At 67.1% G+C, this 15,887-nt stretch carries 17 protein-coding genes; 11 read left to right on the top strand and 6 right to left on the bottom strand.

Features of this window, described 5'->3' with window-relative positions; all coding sequences use genetic code 11:
* Positions 1 to 10: 10 nt before the first annotated feature.
* Positions 11 to 856: an intradiol ring-cleavage dioxygenase gene (locus K7W42_RS20845; RefSeq protein WP_224577135.1), complete on the top strand. Its 846-nt coding sequence runs from the start codon at positions 11 to 13 to the stop codon at positions 854 to 856.
* 51 nt (positions 857 to 907) lie between these two features.
* Here the strand turns inward: K7W42_RS20845 and K7W42_RS20840 are convergent, their stop codons facing one another.
* On the bottom strand, positions 908 to 1,117 hold the full coding sequence (locus K7W42_RS20840) for a hypothetical protein (protein ID WP_224577133.1): 210 nt from the start codon (positions 1,115 to 1,117) through the stop codon (positions 908 to 910).
* A gap of 182 nt (positions 1,118 to 1,299) precedes the next feature.
* Here K7W42_RS20840 and ilvD point away from each other — a divergent pair, with 182 nt between their 5' ends.
* Complete coding sequence (ilvD, locus tag K7W42_RS20835) at positions 1,300 to 2,994, top strand: dihydroxy-acid dehydratase (RefSeq protein WP_224577132.1); 1,695 nt, start codon at positions 1,300 to 1,302, stop codon at positions 2,992 to 2,994.
* 46 nt (positions 2,995 to 3,040) lie between these two features.
* Here the strand turns inward: ilvD and K7W42_RS20830 are convergent, their stop codons facing one another.
* Positions 3,041 to 3,577 carry a DinB family protein gene (locus tag K7W42_RS20830; RefSeq protein ID WP_224577131.1) on the bottom strand — a complete coding sequence of 179 codons (537 nt, stop codon included), beginning with the start codon at positions 3,575 to 3,577 and terminating at the stop codon, positions 3,041 to 3,043.
* A gap of 90 nt (positions 3,578 to 3,667) precedes the next feature.
* Here K7W42_RS20830 and K7W42_RS20825 point away from each other — a divergent pair, with 90 nt between their 5' ends.
* Positions 3,668 to 5,125 carry a carboxylesterase/lipase family protein gene (locus K7W42_RS20825; RefSeq protein WP_224577130.1) on the top strand — a complete coding sequence of 486 codons (1,458 nt, stop codon included), beginning with the start codon at positions 3,668 to 3,670 and terminating at the stop codon, positions 5,123 to 5,125.
* A gap of 18 nt (positions 5,126 to 5,143) precedes the next feature.
* Positions 5,144 to 6,325, top strand: a complete 1,182-nt coding sequence (locus K7W42_RS20820; protein WP_224577129.1) for a YkoP family protein — start codon at positions 5,144 to 5,146, stop codon at positions 6,323 to 6,325.
* A gap of 301 nt (positions 6,326 to 6,626) precedes the next feature.
* Here K7W42_RS20820 and K7W42_RS20815 read toward each other — a convergent pair whose 3' ends face one another.
* From K7W42_RS20815 to K7W42_RS20805, 3 genes are all read right to left on the bottom strand, one after another.
* Entirely contained in the window at positions 6,627 to 7,631 is a 1,005-nt protein-coding gene (locus tag K7W42_RS20815; protein WP_224577127.1) for a potassium channel family protein, read from the bottom strand.
* Between the two features lie 62 nt (positions 7,632 to 7,693).
* Complete coding sequence (locus tag K7W42_RS20810) at positions 7,694 to 8,128, bottom strand: DUF4174 domain-containing protein (protein WP_224577126.1); 435 nt, start codon at positions 8,126 to 8,128, stop codon at positions 7,694 to 7,696.
* Positions 8,129 to 8,183: 55 nt separating this feature from the next.
* Positions 8,184 to 9,356, bottom strand: coding sequence for an acyl-CoA dehydrogenase (locus tag K7W42_RS20805; RefSeq protein ID WP_304524159.1), 1,173 nt, complete (start codon positions 9,354 to 9,356; stop codon positions 8,184 to 8,186).
* A 109-nt stretch (positions 9,357 to 9,465) separates the two neighbouring features.
* Here K7W42_RS20805 and K7W42_RS20800 point away from each other — a divergent pair, with 109 nt between their 5' ends.
* On the top strand, positions 9,466 to 10,299 hold the full coding sequence (locus K7W42_RS20800; protein WP_224577125.1) for a hypothetical protein: 834 nt from the start codon (positions 9,466 to 9,468) through the stop codon (positions 10,297 to 10,299).
* A gap of 154 nt (positions 10,300 to 10,453) precedes the next feature.
* Here the strand turns inward: K7W42_RS20800 and K7W42_RS20795 are convergent, their stop codons facing one another.
* Positions 10,454 to 10,708, bottom strand: a complete 255-nt coding sequence (locus K7W42_RS20795; protein WP_224577124.1) for a hypothetical protein — start codon at positions 10,706 to 10,708, stop codon at positions 10,454 to 10,456.
* Between the two features lie 102 nt (positions 10,709 to 10,810).
* Between K7W42_RS20795 and K7W42_RS20790 the strand changes: the two genes are divergently transcribed.
* From K7W42_RS20790 to K7W42_RS20765, 6 genes are all read left to right on the top strand, one after another.
* Complete coding sequence (locus tag K7W42_RS20790; RefSeq protein WP_224577123.1) at positions 10,811 to 11,077, top strand: hypothetical protein; 267 nt, start codon at positions 10,811 to 10,813, stop codon at positions 11,075 to 11,077.
* A 116-nt stretch (positions 11,078 to 11,193) separates the two neighbouring features.
* Positions 11,194 to 12,234, top strand: coding sequence for a rod shape-determining protein (locus K7W42_RS20785; protein WP_224577122.1), 1,041 nt, complete (start codon positions 11,194 to 11,196; stop codon positions 12,232 to 12,234).
* Between the two features lie 98 nt (positions 12,235 to 12,332).
* Positions 12,333 to 12,761 carry a 3-hydroxyacyl-ACP dehydratase FabZ gene (gene fabZ / locus K7W42_RS20780; RefSeq protein WP_224577121.1) on the top strand — a complete coding sequence of 143 codons (429 nt, stop codon included), beginning with the start codon at positions 12,333 to 12,335 and terminating at the stop codon, positions 12,759 to 12,761.
* A gap of 138 nt (positions 12,762 to 12,899) precedes the next feature.
* Positions 12,900 to 14,045 (top strand): LptF/LptG family permease, encoded by a 1,146-nt coding sequence (locus tag K7W42_RS20775; RefSeq protein ID WP_224577120.1) that lies wholly within the window; start codon positions 12,900 to 12,902, stop codon positions 14,043 to 14,045.
* Positions 14,042 to 15,163: an MGDG synthase family glycosyltransferase gene (locus tag K7W42_RS20770; protein WP_224577119.1), complete on the top strand. Its 1,122-nt coding sequence runs from the start codon at positions 14,042 to 14,044 to the stop codon at positions 15,161 to 15,163. The genes K7W42_RS20775 and K7W42_RS20770 overlap by 4 nt, the downstream gene beginning before the upstream one ends.
* Positions 15,160 to 15,876: a polysaccharide deacetylase family protein gene (locus K7W42_RS20765; protein WP_369411411.1), complete on the top strand. Its 717-nt coding sequence runs from the start codon at positions 15,160 to 15,162 to the stop codon at positions 15,874 to 15,876. Before K7W42_RS20770 ends, K7W42_RS20765 begins: the two co-directional genes overlap by 4 nt.
* Positions 15,877 to 15,887 lie beyond the last annotated feature (11 nt).

Here is a 15,887-nt window from a genome sequence, read left to right as displayed (position 1 = left end):
AGGTGCCCCTATGAACGACCCACACGACCCCCGCCTGCCCCTGACGCCCGAACTGCCCGAAGAAGACAACGACGACGAGATGGTGGGCCGCCTGCTCAGCCGGCGCTCGGCGCTGCGGCTGCTGGGGCTGAGCGGTGGCGCGGCCGCCCTGACAGCAGGCGGTGTCCTGGCCCAGCGCGGCGGGCCGCCCCCACCACCCGGAGGGGCGGGGGGCATGGGCGGCGCAGGGGGAACCAGCGCCGGCACCAGCGGCGCCACGGGCCTGCCCGGCTGTGTGGTGCGGCCTGCCATGACCGAAGGGCCTTACTTTGTGGAGGGCGAGCCGCGCCGCAGCGACCTTCGCAAGGACAGCAAAACAGGCAAGGTGGTCAGCGGCGTGCCCCTGACGCTGGACTTCGTGACTTCACGGGTGGCGGTAGGCGGCTGCACACCCCGCGCGGGCGTTCTGATTGACGTGTGGCACTGCGACGCTCTGGGCAACTACTCGGGCGTGTCGGGCGTCGCAGGCGACTTTCTGCGCGGCTCGCAGGTCACCAGCGCCCAGGGTAAGGCCAGCTTTACCACCATCTATCCGGGCTGGTATCAGGGACGCGCCATTCACATTCATTTCAAGCTGCGGCCCCTGAACGCCAGCGGCAAGGCCACAGGCGAATTCACCTCGCAGCTGTTTTTCCCCGAAACTGTGAATGCGGCCGTGTTGACCCGCGCCCCCTACAGCCAGAAGGGCAAAGCCGACACCCCCAACGCCCAGGACGGCATCTACCGCAACGGCGGCTCACAGCTGCTGCTGAAGGTGACGGGCGATCCAGTTAAGGGGTACAGGGCCACCTTCGATGTGGGCCTGAACATCGGGTAGGGCGAACAAGAGAGGCTCCCCGGCCCGCCAGGCGGCGCTCCACCAGATTCATCACCAGGCTGGGCGCCGCCCGCAGCTGTTCGGCGGACAGCCAGGGCTGAAGGCGGCCGCGTCCCGCTCCTCGAACACCGCTGGCAGGACCAGGCCGCCAACGCCGTAGCGCGCCTGCACCTCGTCCCGGTGCAGAAACGTGATATCGGCCTCCAGGTTTTGCCAGAAGGCCCGCCACTCGCGCCGCATACCCAGCGAACCATAGGTCACAGCACACAGCTGGCAGTCGTAGGTCTACGGCGAAAGCGTCTTGTGCCACAGGTCTTTCAGGCCGTTCAGAACACCACTGTCGGCGTTGTCTACAAAGACGAGGTGAGGCCGGGTCATGGGCGCACCCTACCCCTGTCTGTGCTTTCCGCCGCTGCTCAGGGACCAGGCCGCTACCTTGAGGCATGACGGACACCGCCCAGAAACGAAAGCTGAACTGGAACAGCCATCAGGTTACGCAGGGCGACGAGCGCGCCCCCAACCGCGCCATGCTGCGCGCCGTCGGCTTTGGAGACGGGGATTTCGAGAAGCCGATCATCGGCGTGGCACACGCCCAGAGCAACATCACGCCCTGCAACAATGGCCTGGGCGAATTGGCCGGGCACATCACCGGGGCCATCTCCGAGGGCGGCGGCATGCCCCAGGTCTACGGCACGATTACGGTCAGCGACGGGATTTCCATGGGCACCGAGGGTATGAAGTGCAGCCTGGTCAGCCGCGAGGTGATTGCCGACTCTATTGAAACTGTCAGCCGGGGGCAATCGCACGACGGGGTGATTGTGGTGGGCGGCTGCGACAAGAACATGCCCGGCGCCATGATTGGGATTGCCCGGCTGAATATTCCGGCCATTTTCGTGTACGGCGGCACTATCAAGCCCGGCCACTACGACGGCAAGGACCTGACGATTGTCAGTGTCTTTGAGGCAGTGGGGGCCTTCGGGGCGGGTAAAATCAGCCGCGAGGACTTCACCGAAATTGAAAAACGCGCCTGTCCGGGCAATGGCAGTTGCGGCGGCATGTACACCGCCAACACCATGAGCAGCGCCTTTGAGGCGATGGGCATGAGCCTGCCTTATTCCAGCACCATGAGCGCAGTAGACGCCGAAAAGGCCGTCAGCAGCGCCGACAGCGCCCGCGCCCTGCTGACCCTGATCGAGCAGGATATTCGCCCGCTGGACATCCTGACGAAAAAAGCCTTCGAGAACGCCATTACCGTGATCATGGCGGTCGGCGGCTCCACGAACGCCGTACTGCACCTGATGGCCGTCGCGCACGCGGCTGGCGTGGACCTGAGCCTGGCCGACTTTGAGCGCATCCGTGAGCGCACGCCCGTTTTCTGCGACCTCAAGCCCAGCGGGCAGTATGTGGCCACCGACCTGCATGTGGCCGGCGGCATTCCGCGCGTCATGAAGATGCTGCTGTCGGCTGGGCTGCTGCACGGCGACTGCCTGACAGTGACCGGCAAGACCGTTGCCGAGAATCTGGCAGATGAACTGGATACGCCTGACGCCGGCCAGGACGTGATTCGGCCCTTTGACCAGCCTATCTACACTGAAGGGCACCTCGCCATCCTGCGCGGCAACCTGGCCCCTGAGGGTTCAGTGGCCAAAATCAGCGGCCTGAAAAGCATCAAGATCACGGGTCCGGCGCGAGTCTTCGATTCGGAGCCGGACGCCATGCACGCCATCATGGCCGACCAGATTCGGGCCGGCGACGTGCTGGTCATTCGTTACGAAGGTCCAAAAGGTGGCCCCGGCATGCGGGAGATGCTCTCACCGACCAGCGCCATCATCGGCAAGGGCCTGGGCGACAGCGTGGGCCTGATTACCGACGGCCGGTTTTCGGGGGGCACCTACGGCCTGGTGGTGGGCCATGTGGCCCCCGAGGCGTACGTGGGCGGACCGATTGCACTGGTGCAGGAGGGAGACACCATCGAGCTGAACGCCGAAACCCTGGTGCTGAACCTGCACGTCGAAGAGGCCGAGCTGGAGCGGCGCCGCGCCGCGTGGGTGGCCCCGGAACCCCGGTACAAGCGCGGCGTGCTGGCCAAGTACGCCAAGCTGGTCAGCAGCGCGGCGGTGGGGGCGTACACCGACTGAAGAAGGAGGAGAACGAGGCCGCCCTCATCTGACGGGCGGCCTGTTTTCAGGCTTCTTCTGGCCCTCTGGCCACATGAAAGACTAGGTCCAGCGCGGGGGGCCGGTGCCCCAGCAGGCGAATCATCTGCACCACCTGGGCGCTGTGCCTGACCTCATGCTGCATGACGTGCCACAGCACCTCATCGGCCGACAGAGTCTCGGGGCGACTCTCGTCCACCGGAATGCGGCGGTGCTGGGCCGCCTGCTCCAGCAGCGCCGGCCAGCTGGCCAGGGTGGCCTGCTCGACCGCCTCCCAGTAGCTCAGCAGCCAGTCCAGCGGGCGGTGGTCGTGGTGCCAGTATTCGGCCGCCGAGCCGGGGGCGCCCACGCCCAACGTCTCCAGCACCGTCGGTTGCCCCAGCAGGTCGCCGCGAAACCAGCCGTCTTCAACCACCGCCATGTGCATCAGGAGGTCTTTAATGCAGCGGGCGCCCTCGGTGGGAATAACGGCCGCAGACAACTGATCTTCCGGCAGGGCGCGCAGGGTGACCCACAGGGCGCGGCGAGCAGACATCAGGTAGCGGTAGAAGGCTTCGGCGGTCATCACCTGAGCCTAAAGGCTATTCCGGTCAACCAGTGACGGGAATAGGACGAAGGGTGAACGTCTTTCCAGCGCAGCCTGTTACCTTACTCCGTGTCTCTTGTTGTTAAAACGGCGGCTGGTCAGGTTCAGGGGCGGCTGGTGGCGGTTGGCCCGCTGCGGGCCCACGCCTGGCTGGGCCTGCCCTACGCCGCGCCGGCCCGTGGACCGCTGCGCTTTGCCCCGCCGGCCCCGCATCCAGGCTGGACTGGCACGCGCCGCACCCAGACCTATGCCCCGGACACGCTGCAACCGCTGGACCCTTCAGTCACCCTGGCGCCCTCGGCCGAGGGCAGCTTGGCCCTGAACATCTGGGCGCCCGCGGGGGGCCAGGGGCACCCGGTGCTGCTCTGGTTTCATGGCGGCGCCTTCCGGGCCGGCAGTGGCCGTCTGTACGATGGCCGCGAGTTTGCGGCCCGGCACGGCCTGGTGGTGGTGACGGTCAATTCACGGCTAGGGCCACTGGGCTACGCCAACTTTGGCGGACTGTTTCAGGATGACCGCTTTGCCCCCAACGCGGGCTATCAGGACCAGGTGGCCGCGCTGCGCTGGGTGGCGGCCAACATTGCAGGCTTTGGAGGCGACCCGGCGCGCATCACGGTGGCGGGCGAATCGGCGGGCGCCGTGGCGGCGGCCCTGATGCTGCGGGACCCCGGCGCCGCCCACCTGATTCGCGGCGCCATCCTGCAAAGCGGCACGCTCAATCAGGTGAGCAGCTGGGACAACAGCCTGGAGACTGCGCAGGCGTATGCAGACGCGCTGGGGATCGGGCGGACCAATGTCCATGACCTGTGGGGCCGCCCACCCGCCGCGTTTGTGGGGGCACTGCACCGCCTGGAGGCTGTCCGCGCCCGCCGCCTGAATTCCCGCCCCTTTCTGGATGGGCAGGTGCTGCCCAGGGACTTCGCGGCACTGCTGGCCACCCCGGCGGCGCCGGTGCCGCTGCTGCTGGGCGCCAACCGCGATGAATACTCCCTGTTTGTCCGCTTGCCCAACCGCATCTTTCCGCGCACCGACCGCACGCTGCTGACGCGGGTGATGGTGCCCTACCTCGCCCCAGGGCAGCTGGGGGCCGTGCTGGCGACCTACACGGACACCGAGGGTGGGCTGGTGGCGCTGGGCACAGACCTGTTTTTCCACAGTGGCAACGACGCCCTGCTGCGCGGTCACGCGGCGCCTGCCTACCGCTACCGCTTTGACTGGGGCACGCGCCTGTTTGGCCTGGGCGCCACGCACGGCATGGAACTGCTGTTCCTGTGGCCCCGGCCCATGGGCGCTGCCTCGACCCTGATGCGCGGCGGGGACGCCGGGCGCCGCGCCGCGCTGGCCCACCGGATGCAGGCGGCCTGGGCATCCTTTGTGCGGGACGGGCACCCTGGCCGCGCCTGGCCGGCGTACACCGAAAGGGACCCCCAGGTGGCCCGACTGGACCTGAGCGGCGTGACCCTCACCGTAGGGGGCGAGCACGAGCGGCGCCGGCTGTGGACCGGTTCGTTTGTGCCCATGCCCTGACGGGCTACAGTGGCCGGAATGGGGCGAGTGGCGGGCAAATTGGGGAGGTGGGCGCTGGGCCTGGGGGCGCTGCTGTGGGGCGCCGGGCGGCTGTGGCGTTGGACCGGTGTGGGCACGCTGCGCCGGGCCCGCAGTGCCCAGCCGGGCCTGGGCCTGGTCTTTGAGGGAGGCCCGGACCCACAGACCACGCCAGCCCTGCTGGCCGCCCTGAAGGCCGCCGGGGCCCAGGCCACCTTCTGCTTTGAGGCCGGGGCTATTGCCCGCGCGCCCGCCCTGGCGCAGCAGGCCGCCGCCGAAGGCCATGACCTGCGGCCTTTCGTACCCGGCGGGCCCCTGACCCCACCCTGGACTCTGGCCCGGCTGCGTCAAGCGCAGGCCGGGCTGACGGCTCTGACTGGCCAGCCTCCCCATGCCTTCCGTGCGGCGGCAGGGGTGCCGGCCCTCTGGGTGGCCCTGATGGCGCAGCAAACCGGCCTGCGCCCCATTGCCGGTCAGGGCAACCTCGCCCAGGGTCGGCGTCCTGGCGCCCTGCTTCACCTTAGCGGCACAGATCCCCAGGTGGCCCGCGCTCTGCCTGCCCACCTGACAGACCTGCAAGCGCGCGGGTATGAGGTCCGGGCCCTCTCCGGGCTGCGCCACCTGCGCCCCGATACCCTGCGTGACATTCCCGCCACCGCGCTGCAACTCGTGGACGTGATCTATGACCGCCTTGGCCGTATCCGCCGCATTGGGGGGCACGCCAGCAGCCTCTTTCGCGTGGGCACGGCGCCCTATCCCCTGGCCGATATAACCCTGCCCGCGCCCGACCAGCCGGCGGGGCTGACCCTCGGCCGGGGTCAGCGCGTGGCCGAGTTTCATCTGGACAGCGCCCGCCTGGTCGAACTTGCCGAGCGGCCAGTGGCGGGGCGCCGGGTCGTCACCCACTCGATTCATGATCTGGCGGCGGCGCTACGCGACGACCCCGACTGGCAGACCCTGGACGCCGTCTTCAGCATCAGCATTTTTGCAGACGTGCTGGGCATCTACGGTTTTACGGTGGTGGATCTGCCCCCCGCCCACCGCCGCCGCCTGACCTGGTGGTCGCGCACCCTGCGCCGCGCCTACGGCGTCTCCGACCCCGAAAAGGCCCACACGCCGCGCCTGGCAATGATCGCCCGGACAGAACTGCTGCGCCGCTACGGCACCCGCCGGAGCCAATAGAGGGAGTCGGCAGAGCCCCTGAGCAAATCTGGCCACCGCTTGACAGTCGGCTCCACAGCCCCGGAGAGACGAACCGAGGCGAGCAGCAATCAAAGCCACCTTAAACTTATGCAAACGCAAATTGACTCGTTGACGGAAACGGATTAATTCAACCGGACTTGACACACGTGACAGCAACCTGGGCCAGTTCCTGTAGCAGCAAAACGCTCCTGGGGTTGATATGGGCGTGGTCTTGCACACTGTCGCCGGTCGGCACAGACCCCGACACACCCAGCTGCCGCTTGAAAGGCGTTGCGATTCATCAAGAAGGCTCACCGTGGGTCCCGGCCACCTCTTCCCACGACCACAGGCCCATATGGGTCATGGCGTACAGGCGCCGGCGCAACTGGGTGTGGTTCGCCAGAAACAGGTGAAACTCGGCGTCCGACTTCAGGTCAAAGCCGGCTCCTCGCAGCGGCGTCAAGTCGGGCGGCGGCGGGACGGGCGGCAGGGCGCCGCCGTGGGTCAGGTGAAAGGTCCGGGCCACACTGGTCACGCTGGCCAGGGCGCGGCGCAGGCCCTGCGGGCAGTCGCCCCGCAGGGCACCTTCCAGAATCAGCAGGGCCTCGCCGAGCGCAGGCAGGTGGAGGTCCAGCGCGTCCTGCTGGTCATGGTCATGAAACCGGTGCAGGTACGGGGTATTCAGGTGCGCGGCGTCAATGCGGTTCAGGACACTGTGGAGGCTGGTGGTCAGGCTGCGCAGGCCCTGGTCATGGTCGGTGTGGGCATTAATAATCAGCGCCTGCGCGCCCGGCCCAGCGCGGTGGAGCCACAAGGCCAGTTCGCGGCGGTCGGCCCGCGCCTGCGCCACCGGCACGATAAAGGTGATGGCAAACGTCAGTAGAAAAAACCCACTGATAGACGCGATATCTGTCAGGATGCGCCACAGCGGTTTCGTGGCGATGATCTCGCCCAGGCCCAGGGTGCTCAGGGTGTAGCCCACAAAGTAAAAGGAGGCCAGAAAGGTAGCGGGTTGTCCGTTTTCCGCCCCCACCAGTGCGCCGGGCTGTGACCAGAAAATCAGGGTCCAGCCCAGCCACAGCAGCCCCGTCCAGACGGTCAGCGTCCCCATAATCAGCACCGGGGTACTCCAGGCCAGGAGGCCCCGGCGCCGGAACACGCGCGCGGCCAGGCGCAGCGCCGCGTACAGCTGGCGGTGAACGGCGCGGCTGAGGCGGCCCTCACCCGACTGGATGCAGGTCACAAGCAGGTCAACCAGCACCGCCAGCACCATGACCATGCCCGGAACCCACAACAGTTGCCGCATGGGGCGCATTGTGCCGCCTGGCCTGGGAAGGCGCGAGGGGCGCTCTCTTTATCTTGTGGTCCCTACTGCCCGCGCTCTTGGCGCTCCTGCTGACGCATGGGCATGGTGTCAATCAGGGCCAGGACGGTCTTGAGGGTGGGCAGGGCGCGGTAGCGGGCCTTCACGCCTGTGTCCTTGCCGATGAGGGCGGCAGGCGCATACTGCCGCCCAACCACGCCGCCCTTGTCGGCCAGCAGTGTCAGCATCTGGGTGCCGCCGCGCAGTCGGGGGTCGCCGGGCGGCAGCAGGGCCACCACGCGCAGGTCGTACACCTGAAGGGCCGTGTCCTGGGCCCGCAGGGCCGCCAGCGAGGCGGCCGGCGGATTGACCAGGATCAGGACCCGCTCACGCCCCAGGGCCTGCGCCAGGGACCACGGCACGCCGCTGACGGTGGGCAGGGTAAAGGCGGCGGCTCCACCAGACATCAGGGCCGCCAGAGACAGGGCGCGCAGGGGCATGCCCCAGTCTGTGGCGGCCAGATGGGACGGCCCCCCGTTCCTGCTCAAGCCCGCTTCAGGTCAGTTCGTTAAAGACAGCGCGGCTGATGACCAGCTGCTGAATCTCGCTGGTGCCCTCGTAAATTTCGGTGACCTTGGCGTCACGGTAGAGCCGCTCGACGGGGTATTCGCGGCTGTAGCCGTTGCCCCCAAAAATCTGGATGGCGTCGCGGGTCACGTCCACCGCCGCCTCGCTGGCCAGCAGCTTGGCCATGCTGGCTTCCTTGCCGTAGGGCTGGCCGGCGTCTTTGAGCCACGCAGCTTTCAGGGCCACCAGGCGCGCACTTTCGATGCGGGCGGCCATGCGGGCAATCTTGAACGACACGCCTTCAAACTCGCGCAGCTTCTTGCCAAACTGCTCGCGCTCGCTGGCGTATCTGGCCGCGTGGTCCAGCGCCGCGCGGGCAATCCCGATGGCCTGCATGGCAATGCCAATGCGCCCGGCGTCCAGACTGGCCAGCGCAATGATGAGGCCCTGGCCTTCCTCGCCCACCATGTTGGCCTGGGGCACCTGCACGTCCTCAAAGGTGACGGTGGTGGTGTGGGCGGCGTGCAGGCCCATCTTCTCTTCAGGCTTGCCGAAGGACAGGCCCGGCGTCTCCTTCTCGACGATAAAGCAGGACACCCCGCGCGCGCCCGCGCCACCCGTGCGCGCCATGACCAGATAGGTGTCGGCCTGCCCTCCGCTGGTAATCCAGGCTTTGGTGCCGTTCAGGACCCAGCCGTCGCCGCCCTGCCGGGCCTGCAGGGTCAGGCTGGCGGCGTCACTGCCCGCGCCACTTTCTGTGAGGCAGAAGGCGCCGATGTGGCGGCCCTCGGCCAGGGGCTTCAGGTACTGCCCGCGCTGCTCATCGGTGCCGTAGCGCAGAATCATCTGCTCGGGCAGGCCGTTTTGTACCGAGACAATCACGGCCACGCTGGCATCGGCGGCGGCGATTTCTTCCAGGCACAGCGCGTAGGTCACGCTGTCCAGCCCCGCCCCGCCCCAGCGCTCGGGGACCGTGGCCCCCAGCAGGCCCAGGTCGGCCAGGCCGCGCAGCTGCTCGCGCGGGTATTCACCGCTGCGGTCATACGCCGCCGCTTTGGGCGCCAGTTCGGCGCGGGCGTATTCGCGGACATGCTGCACAATCAGGCGCTGGTCGTCGCTGAGGGCAAATGTCATGCCTGTCGGGGCGTCGGTGACGGTCATGGCGTCAGGCTACCAAACGGGCGTTAGGTCAGGGTAAGCGGCAAGCGGATGCCGGCGATTCGGGCGCACCCACTCGACTCCGGACCCCTCTGAGCGCAGACTCTGGCTCATGACCCCAGCCCGTTCTTCCCGAAGCAGCGAGTGGGCAGCCCGGCTCACCCAACGCCTGAGCGAGATTGCGGCGTCTGTGCAAACGCGGCCCGGTGCTCTGGCGCTGCTAGGCGTCGGCTCCTGCGGCCTTCACAGCGTGCGCATAGACGAGTTCTCTGACCTGGACTTTTTTGTCATCGTGGAGACGGAGGCCCAGGCGCAGTTTCTGGGTGACATTGACTGGCTGCGGGCAGCGGCGCCCACGGCCTACGACTTCCAGAACAGCCCACACGGGCGCAAGGTGCTGTTTCAGGATGGCGTATTTGCCGAATACGCCGTCTTTACCCGTCAGGAATGGGCGGCGGTGGCCGAGCCGTCCATGCGGGTCCTCTGGTCCAGAGACCCCTCCCAGAACTGGGTGACCCACCAGACCTCGCAGGTGCCCGCAGGGTGGGGCCATAACCAGCCGGACCATCACCTGGGCGAAGCCCTGACCAACCTGTATGTGGGGCTGCTGCGCGAGCTGAGGGGCGAGCGGCTGACGGCCCTGCGTTTTATTCAGGTGTATGCCGTGGACCGTGTTCTGACCATACAGGCCCTGCGGCTGGAGGCGGGCCCCCCACGCGACCCCTATGCCGTGGACCGCCGGGCCGAGCAGTGGGCTGGCCCCGTGCCTCTGGCGAAGTTCTGCCCCGGCTACGAGCAGAACCGGGAGGCCGCCAGCGCCATCCTGACCTGGCTGGCCGAGCATGAAGCGCCAGGTCCGGTGATGGTGGGCGCTGTCCAGCAGCTTCTGGATGGGGCTCTACCCGCAACCCTGCGGCTGGATGAGCCCGTGGGTGGCGTCCCCTGAGAGCCGGCACTCCTCTGATGTTTTGTATGGCCCGCGTATTCTTCCTGCAACTTGAACCACTCACAGCAGTCAGGGCCTTTGCCGAACGCTGCTGTGCTTCGGCGGCACCTGATGTCAACACCCTGCGGCAAACAAACTCAGGGCAAGGCGGTCCTCACAGCTCACGGCTCACGGCTTCCGCCAGCGCCTCTTCGATACCCCGGCCACGCCAGCCCGTATCGACCGTCGCTGCCTCGTCCCCCTCCCAGCGCAGATGGGCACCGATAACAGTGCCGCCCGCAATCGCCAGCGCCGCGGCCTGGAGGGCGCCGACCGGCGCGGCCGGGCACAGGCGCAGAGCGGCGGCGCGCAGGGCAGGCGACAGAGGAAGAGGGGGCCGGGTGACGCGGACGCGGGCGGGCAGACTCACGCAGGCCAGTCTAGCCCCCCGCCAGGGCGCACGTCCCGGCCAGACCACGACTACAATGCCCCGAATGAGCAGGCGTTGGGGCGAACAACAGAAGGTAAGCCAGTGAAGCTGGCGCTGAGAATCTTGAGCTGGGTGCTGTGCATCACGCTTTTTGTGGGAGCGACCGGCCTGGGCGCCCTAGCGCTGGGCCTGCTGGCCTCGCTATCGGGCACCGGGCCGCTGTGGCTGCGCTCGCTGGGAGCGCTGACCGGGCCACTAGCTGATGTGCTGGGGGCCAGTCACTGGAGCGGCGTGGTGCAGGCGCTGGCCCTGATCGGCCTGACCAGTCTGCTGATGGGGCTGGCAGCCTATGTCAAACCCCGGAGCTAGGCCCCGGCCAAGCAGGCTTACCGAGTTCCAGAGAACAGGCGCTTCTTCCATGAAAGCGGGTTCAGGCGCCTCTCAGAGGGCGTGGTACGATTGCATGGTTTGTACCGGAGGCAAGTGTGAGGCTGTCTGAAGACATTGGAATTGACCTCGGAACGGCAACGTTCCTGATTTACAGCAAGAGTCGCGGCCTGGTGCTGCAAGAACCCAGCGTGATTGCCATGGCGCGCGACAGCAAACAGGTCAAGGCGGTGGGCGAGGAAGCCTACCGCATGATTGGCCGCACGCCAGGCGGCATTGTGGCTGTCCGGCCCATCAAAGACGGTGTGATTGCCGACGAGGGCCTGACCGAAAAAATGATCACCATGTTCCTGCAAAAGGTGCAGGGCAACGCTGGGCGCCTGTTTGGCTTCAAGCCTCAGCTGATGGTGGGCGTGCCCAGCAACGTCAGCGACGTGGAAAAACGCGCGGTCCTGCGCGCCGCCCTGAACAGCAACGCCAAACGCGCCTTTCTGATCGAAGAGCCGCTGGCCGCCGCCATTGGCGCCGGGCTGAAGATTGCCGAGCCGGTCGGCAGCATGGTCGTGGACATTGGCGGGGGCAGCACCGATGTGGCCGTGATCTCGCTGGGCGGCATCGTGGTCAGCGAATCCATGCGTGTGGCAGGCAACGAGTTTGACGAGAGCATCATCCGCTACGTGCGGCGCAAGCACAACGTCCTGATTGGCGAGCGCACGGCCGAGGAAATCAAGGTGAAAGTGGGCGCGGCCATGCTGCTAGACGACGCCGAGAACCTGACAGCCGAGGTGCGCGGGCGCGACCTGGTCAACGGCCTGCCCAAGACCATCAGTCTGGACAGCACCGACGTGGTTGAGGCCCTGTCCGAGCCGGTCACCAAGATCGTGGAAGGCGTTAAGCGCGTCCTGGAAATCACCCCACCCGAACTGGTCAGCGACATTATTGACCGGGGCATCGTGATGACCGGGGGCGGCAGCCTGCTGCGCAACTTCGACGAACTGCTGCGCCAGACGACGGGCATTCCGGTCGCCGTGGCCGAGAACGCGGTGGAAGCGGTGGCTGTAGGCACGGGCATGGCGCTGGAAATGATTCCGGTGCTGGGCGACAGCCTGGTCAGCAGCGACAACTACCTGCGCCGGTAAATCTCTTCAGGGACCCAGTCCCCTGACCAGACGCGCCAGGAGGCGGAGCCTGCACAGCCAGCGCTTCGCCTCCTTTTTCACGCCCCCAAGGAGTTCCTATGACCCCCATCCTGATTCAAGAGGTGCTGCAGACGCTCCCCCACCGCTTCCCGTTTGTCATGGTGGACCGGGTGCTGTCGGCTGAAGATGGCGTTGTCCACGCGCTGAAGAATGTCAGCATCAACGAACCCTTCTTCCCCGGTCACTTTCCCCAGGAGCCAGTGATGCCCGGCGTGCTGATCGTCGAGGCCCTGGCGCAGGCCAGTATGTTCTGTTTGCACGGGCAGCTGGAACCCGGCACGGTAGGCTATCTGGCTGGGGTAGAAGGCGCCCGTTTCCGGCGCAAGGTGATTCCCGGCGATCAGCTGCACCTGCACGCCAAACTGGAATTTTTGCGCCGGGGCCTGGGTAAGACCACCTGCCGCGCCGAGGTGGACGGCGAACTGGCGGCCGAAGCGACGATTCTGTTTGCGGTTGCCAAAGGGTAAGTGGTCAGTGGTGAGTGGGGAGTGCAAAAAGGACAGGACGAACACATTGTTTCAGGCCGAGCGAGGTAGAGAAACAGGTCTTCTGCTTTTCCCCACTGCCCACGACCCACGACCTACTTCCGGCGCCGAAGGCGCCCCATGACCCGCCTGACCCGCCTCGTCACCGCCGAACTGTGGCCGCCGCTGCTGGCCGGGACCCTGCTGTTTACGGCCATTCTGTGCTTCGGGTATTTCTTTGTCTCTAGCCAGTGGCTTCAGGGCGTCCCGCTGGGGCTGGTGGGGCGGTGGATTGCGTACCAGGTGCCGGATACGCTGGTCAAGGTGCTGCCGATGGCCGTCGTCCTCATGACCGTCGTGGCCTTTGGACGCATGAACACCGAACGTGAACTGGTGGCGGTGCAGTCGGGCGGCGTCAGCCTGGGCCGACTGGCGCAGCCAGCGGGTGTGGTGGCGCTGCTGGTCACCGCGCTGAGCATCTGGCTGAGCCTGTGGGTAGCCCCACGCGCCAACGTAGAAACGCGCGGCCTGTACTGGGACACCCTGACGGGCGCTGGACTGTCTACCCTGGCGGGGAAAACGGTTGATCTGGGAGGAGGACTGACGCTGTATCTGAGCAGCTATAACCCAGCCACGCGCGAGTTGCGCGGCATCCGGGTAGAAAAGTGGCAGGCCGATAATTACCAGCGCGGCACCCTCATTCTGGCCGAACGCGGCACCTATGAAGGGCAGCAGCTGCGTTTGCAGGGCTACTCGACCTTCATCGTGGATTACGCGGCCGCCAAAGCGCTGACGCAGGTGCCGGAGAACGATCCAGCGGCTTTCCGCGCTGCGGTGCAAGCCGTGTTTCCAAGCGTCGTCGTGCCCGAGAAGGCGACAGACCGCCTGACCGTGGACACTGGCCTGAGCCGCCAGCAGACCCTCGCCAAATACGCCGACGCTATCGGCGCCGATGCCCAGGGCTGGGCTGAATTGACAGCCACTTTAAGGGACCCGAAGGCCAAGCCGGCTGACCGCCAGAACGCGCGGATCAGCCTGAACCGCAAGTTAGCGTTGCCCTTCGCCAATCTGGTGCTGACGCTGGCCGCCCTGCCGTTTGCCCTACGCTATGGCCGCACACTGGGCGTCAGTTTGGGCGTGGCGTTGGGGCTGGCCGTGGCGTACTACGTGCTGTTTCTGGTAGGGCTGACGGTGGCCGGGACGCTACCAGCCTTCCCCGAAGTGGGCGTGTGGCTGGCGAACGTCGTCTTCCTGGCGCTGGGCCTGACCCTGCTGAGGCGCGCGTGACGGCGGCTCATGACCCCCTGCGCGCCCTGATCGTCTCGGCGTCGTTCGGCAGCGGCCACCACCAGGCCAACGGCGCACTGGACGCAGCGCTGCGGGGCCGGGGCGTGACCCTGGACGCCCGGCACGCCGACCTCCTGAAATACATGAGCCCGCCCGAGCGAATTATTACGGCCGGCACCTACGACCTCTGGGTGCGGCACATGCCGGACGTCTACCGCCGCTTTTACGAGTGGACCGACAACGACCATGCCCCCACCGCACAGGCGTTTGGCTGGCTGGGCTACCGCGCCATGCGCCGCGACGTGCAGGAGCTGCGGCCCGAGGCTGTCGTGAGTTCCTACCCCACACCGGTCGCCCTGGCCGACAATGTGCGGCGGCGCACTGGGGCCGAGTTCCTCAATGGTCTGGTCGTGACCGACTACCGCGTTCATCAGCACTGGGCGCGCGCCGAGGCCGACCTGCTGATGGTGCCCAGCGAGGAGGCGCGCGAGCAGATGATTCGCGCCCGCATTGCCCCAGAACGGGTGGAAGTGACCGGCATTCCTATCGCCCGCATCTACCGCGACCTGATCGGCGCTGACCGCGCTGCGCTGCGGCAAAAGCACGGGCTGGACCCGGACTTGCCTCTTATTCTGCTGTCGGCCGGCGGAACGGGCAGTTACCGCGCGCAAGGGCGGGTGCTGGCTGAACTGGCCAATCTGGGCGTGCGGGTTCAGGTACTGGTGCTGGCCGGCGCCGACGGGCACGGCGTGGCGCAACTGGGCGGCGCCACACTGCATCGCCTGGGCTTCACGACCTCCTTCCCCGAACTGCTGGCGGCCGCCGACCTCGTGGTGGGCAAAGCCGGCGGCCTGACCGTGGCAGAGGCGACCACGTTGGGCGTGCCCATGATTGTCCACGCCCCCATTCCCGGCCAGGAGGAGTACAACGCCCTGTACCTGGAACGCGGCGGCGCGGCGCTGTGGGCACGGGCGCTCAGCGAACTGCGCCCAGCCATCCTGCGCGCCCTGGACGGGGATGAGCACGCGCGCCTCTCCGCAGGGGCCCGCGCCCTGAGCGTGCCCGACGCCGCCGACCGGGTGGCCGACGTACTGCTGCGCCGCCTGGGTCGGGCATGAACAGAGGGCTGGGCTGGGGCCTGACAGCACTGCTTGCCTATATCGGTCTTCCCTATCTGCTGGTGCAGCGCCTGAATCTAGGGCTGCTGCGCGAGGGGCCGCCGCAGGGCAACACCCTGGCCTTGACCTTTGATGACGGCCCCGACCCACAGACTACGCCCGCCGTTCTGGACGCCCTCAAGGCCGCCGGCATGCACGCCACCTTCTTCGTGCTGGCCCCCCTGGCCGAGGCCCATCCCGACCTGATTCGGCGTGCCCTGGCCGAAGGGCATGAGGTGCAGGCCCACGCGGTGCAGCACGTTCACGCCTGGGTGCGGTCACCCTGGTCGGCTTTCCTTGAGCCCGGACAGGCGGCGCGGCGGATTGCGGCGATGACAGGGCAGCCCGTGACCCTCCACCGCCCACCCCACGGGGCCTACACCCTGGCGACGATTCTGGGGCAACGGCTGGCGAACTTGCGTGGGGCCCATTGGAGTGTGGAAGGCGGCGACTGGCACACTGGAGCCACGCCGGAAACGACGCTGGCGGCCCTCCTGCCTCGACTTTCCCCTGGGGCGGTGGTGGTCCTGCATGACGCCGGGCCGGGTGCGAAGGTAACGGTGCCAATGCTGCCCGCCTTGCTGGAAGCGATGCAGGCGCAAGGGCTGAGGTCGGTCACACTTCGGGAATGGCAAGACAGCAGCTCTTCTCCAAGAAACTCAGCCGAACTGTAAAAAGAAAGGAG

Source organism: Deinococcus betulae, assembly GCF_020166395.1.
Taxonomy (GTDB): domain Bacteria; phylum Deinococcota; class Deinococci; order Deinococcales; family Deinococcaceae; genus Deinococcus; species Deinococcus betulae.
Note: the sequence above shows the minus strand (reverse complement) of the source record. Positions and strands in the feature narration are given on the sequence as shown.